The organism is Corallococcus exercitus, from assembly GCF_003611585.1.
Classification (GTDB): domain Bacteria; phylum Myxococcota; class Myxococcia; order Myxococcales; family Myxococcaceae; genus Corallococcus; species Corallococcus exercitus.
The window spans coordinates 1-3,341 of record NZ_RAVW01000661.1; the positions used below are offsets into that span (position 1 = coordinate 1).

The 3,341-nt window shown below is 72.9% G+C and carries 3 protein-coding genes and 1 pseudogene; 3 read left to right on the top strand and 1 reads right to left on the bottom strand.

The features are described from left to right. Positions 1 to 364: pseudogene (locus D7W79_RS40475) on the top strand (GTP-binding protein); the annotation flags it as partial. 47 nt (positions 365 to 411) lie between these two features. Here D7W79_RS40475 and D7W79_RS40480 read toward each other — a convergent pair. Next, on the bottom strand, positions 412 to 1,497 hold the full coding sequence (locus D7W79_RS40480; RefSeq protein WP_120530536.1) for a DUF4388 domain-containing protein: 1,086 nt from the start codon (positions 1,495 to 1,497) through the stop codon (positions 412 to 414). Positions 1,498 to 1,529: 32 nt separating this feature from the next. On the opposite strand from D7W79_RS40480, the gene D7W79_RS40485 reads away from it, so the two are divergent. Together D7W79_RS40485 and D7W79_RS40490 are read left to right on the top strand one after the other, a co-directional pair. After that, on the top strand, positions 1,530 to 2,465 hold the full coding sequence (locus D7W79_RS40485; protein ID WP_120530537.1) for a metalloenzyme: 936 nt from the start codon (positions 1,530 to 1,532) through the stop codon (positions 2,463 to 2,465). A gap of 11 nt (positions 2,466 to 2,476) precedes the next feature. Beyond that, positions 2,477 to 3,341: hypothetical protein (locus tag D7W79_RS40490; protein ID WP_120530538.1), on the top strand; the 865-nt coding region annotated here is incomplete at its 3' end.

Consider the following 3,341-nt stretch of genomic DNA (forward strand, 5'->3'; position numbering starts at 1 on the left):
GCCCGCCGCCGTGCCCGTCGTCTCCGCGAACACGGGCAGCAAGGTGCTGGGGCCCACGAGCGCGCTGGCGCCCGGAGACCTCTTCGACCACGCCCGGGCCGCGGAGGCCGCCTTCATCGCGGGGGACTACACCACCTGTGTCACCGCCTGCACCGACGCCGTCCGTCGCGCCATGGCGTTCGCGGGTGAAGGCTCCCTGGCCCAGCAGGCCTTCCTGCTCCACGTGGACGGCTCGGACCTGCTGCGGCTGCAGGGCCTGTCCACGCTGCCGCAGCTGCGCGTGGACGACGCGGCCTTCGCGCTCTACGTCCTGATGCAGGTCTTCGTGCGGCTCAACGCCGTGGGGCTTCCGACCGCCGGGTGACGCACGGCCCCGGGCACGGCTTGCAAGCCGTGCCCACCGGCCCCAGGTCAGCGCGGATACGCGAGCTCCAGCAGCCCCATGCGGTGCAGCTTCGCCAGCGTCTTGAGCGTCTCCAGCTCGCGCGCGGGGCTGGCCAACACCAGCGTGGACACGTCCCACGTCCCGCTGATGAGCCCGGCGATCTGCCGCTCCTCCGGCTTGAGCATCACCATCGTCTGCGGGGACTGGATGAGCCGCGGCACCACCAGTGGCGGCAGGTCCGCGTAGAGCGCGGCCACGTGCTCGCGCTGCACCAGGCGCGCGAACTCACGCACGCGCCGGTCCGCGGGGTCGCTGGCCAGCAGCGACGCGCACACGATGCCGGCCGCGTCGTACTGGCCCTCGCGCATCAGCACCGCGCCCTTCTCCAGCATCTCCGCCACGGGGTCGGCCTCCACCTGTGGCGCGCCGTCCACCTCCACCAGCTTCGCGCGCAGCAGCTCATGCACCCGGCGCGTCACCGACGAGCGCGACACGCCCATGGACAGCCGCAGCCGCCCCAGGTTCTGCGGCGTCGTCGTCAGCGCCAGGATGATCCGGTGCATCAGGGGCTGGCTGGGGCTGGGCGGCGCCAGCGCCTTCACGCTCAGCGCGTCGATGGGCAGCGCCTTGTCCACGTCCCCCTGCTCGTCCACCCAGCGCAGGGATTCGAAGAGCAGCTCGCGGATGCTCATGTCGGACGGCACCCAGTCCTCACCGGTGCGGTCCGCGTCCTCCGTCCAGTGGAACGTGCCCTGCCCCGCGATGGTCAGGTCCGTCATCGCCGCGAACAGCTCCTCGCGGCCCAGGTCGCGCACCCATCGGGCCTGCACGCCGTGCGCGTCGAAGGCCGCGTCCACGTCCGGCGTTCGCGCCAGCTCGTCGAAGGCCGCCAGCACGCGCGTGCCCGTGGCCAGCTTCGGCAATGACAGCAGGCGGGCCACCCGGCCGCGCAGGCCTTCGCTCGCGGTGGCGCCCACCTGGCCGGACAGGAGGAACAACTTGCGCTCGCCCGCCTCCCACGACAGCTGCAACGTCCCCGTCTTGCGGGAGCTGTCCAGCCATTGAAGGAACTCGGGGAGCGGGTAGCTGAAGAGGTCGCCGTGGATCGCCATGCGTGTCGGATTCGAGGATACAGTCCCAGGCCGTGCGCGTCGCGGTCCTGTTCATCGATGGGGTGGGCATCGGACGGAAGGACCCGGCCGTGAACCCGCTCGCGGACCGCGACCACCTCCTGGCCTGGTTCCAGGACGCCCCCGCCCCCGTCCTGCCCCACGGCGGCCTGGGCCTCGCGGTGGACCCCACCTTCGGCGTGCCCGGCCGTCCCCAGTCCGCCTCCAACCAGACGGCCATCCTCACCGGCGACCCCGCCCCCGTCCTCGTGGGTGGCCATGTGCTGGGCTACCCCAACACCGCCCTGCGGGAGCTGCTCGCGGAGCGCTCCATCGTGCGGCGCCTCAAGGCCGCGGGCCGCACGGCCACCTTCGCCAACGCGTACCCCGCGCCGTACCTGGACGCGCTCGGCGTTCCCCGGCGCCCGTCCACGTCCCCGCCGGAGTTCGCGCTGTCCGAACGCGCCGCGCGCAAGGTGCGCCCCTCCGCCGCGAAGCTCGCCTTCGCCGCGGGCGGCGAACCCCTGCGCACGCTGGACGATGCGCGGGCGGATGACGGCCTCACCCACGACATCACCGGCGCCAACGCGCGCGCGCACGGACTGGACGTGCCCCACCGCACGCCGGGCGAAGCCGCGGCCCTCTTCTGGCGCATCGCGGGCCAGGCGGACTTCACCTTCTTCGAGCACTACCTCGCCGACGAGGCCGGCCACGCGCAGGACTTCACGGCCGCCCGCCTGGCGCTCGACACCTTCGACGCCTTCCTGCGCGCAGTGGCCGCCTCACGGCCACACGACGCGCGCGTGTTGGTGTGCAGTGACCACGGCAACGTGGAGGACCTGTCGGTTCGAGGACACACCGTGCACGCCGTGCCCATGCTCTACTTCGGCCCCAACGCCCCGGAGGTAGCGTCGTTCTCCACCGTCGCGGACGTGGGCCGCGCCGTGGTGCGCTGGCTGGGCGCCGACTGAAGGGACGTGGGATGCGGGTGGGCGGTACCGGACGATGGAGCCTGCTGCCCGCCCTGCTCGGGACGACGGTCCTCCTTTCCGCCTGCGCCTCCGTGCCCCAGAAGGCCGTCAATCCCGCCGCCACGCTGGCGCTGCCCGGCGGTGATTTCCTCTTCGCGCACTCCGCGAAGGACGCCCAGTCCGCGGACATGGTCCGCCGCGCGGTGGAGCACGCCGGTCCCCGCCTGGCCCGCTGGGGCACCTTCCAGGAGCCCGTCACCCTGATCATCCACCCCAACCACGCCGCCCTGGAGCGCGCCGCCCACCGGCCCGGCTACGACTTCCTGCGCGCCTGGGCCCGCTACGAGCAGGTGGAGGTCCAGAGCCCCCGCACGTGGACGAGCGCCGGCGCCACGCAGAAGCAGGTGGACGAGCTGCTCCTGCACGAGCTCACCCACAGCCTCATGTGGCAGGCGTCCGCCAGCGTGTCGGACTGGACGAAGAAGGGCATCCCCCTGTGGTTCAGCGAGGGCATGGCCTCCTACACCGCCGGCCAGGGCTACCGCGTCCCCAGCCTGGAGGACCTGGCCCGCTTCCTCCACGAATACCCCCAGGCGGATCCCATCGCGCGCGCCGAGTCCCTCTACGAGACCGAGAACGCCACCGTGTACGGCGCCGCCCACCACGCCTTCACCTTCCTCATGGAACGCTACGGCGAGACGCGCGTCCGGGGCGTCCTCGCCGCCATGCGCCGGGGCCAGGACTTCGTCGGCGGCTTCCAGGAGTCCATCGGCCTGCCCGTGGACGCCTTCCTGCGCGACTTCCGCCGCTACGTGTACCTGCGCGGCTTCAAGGGGGGCCGCCTGGCCCCACCCCCGGCCCGGCCTCGCCCCGAAG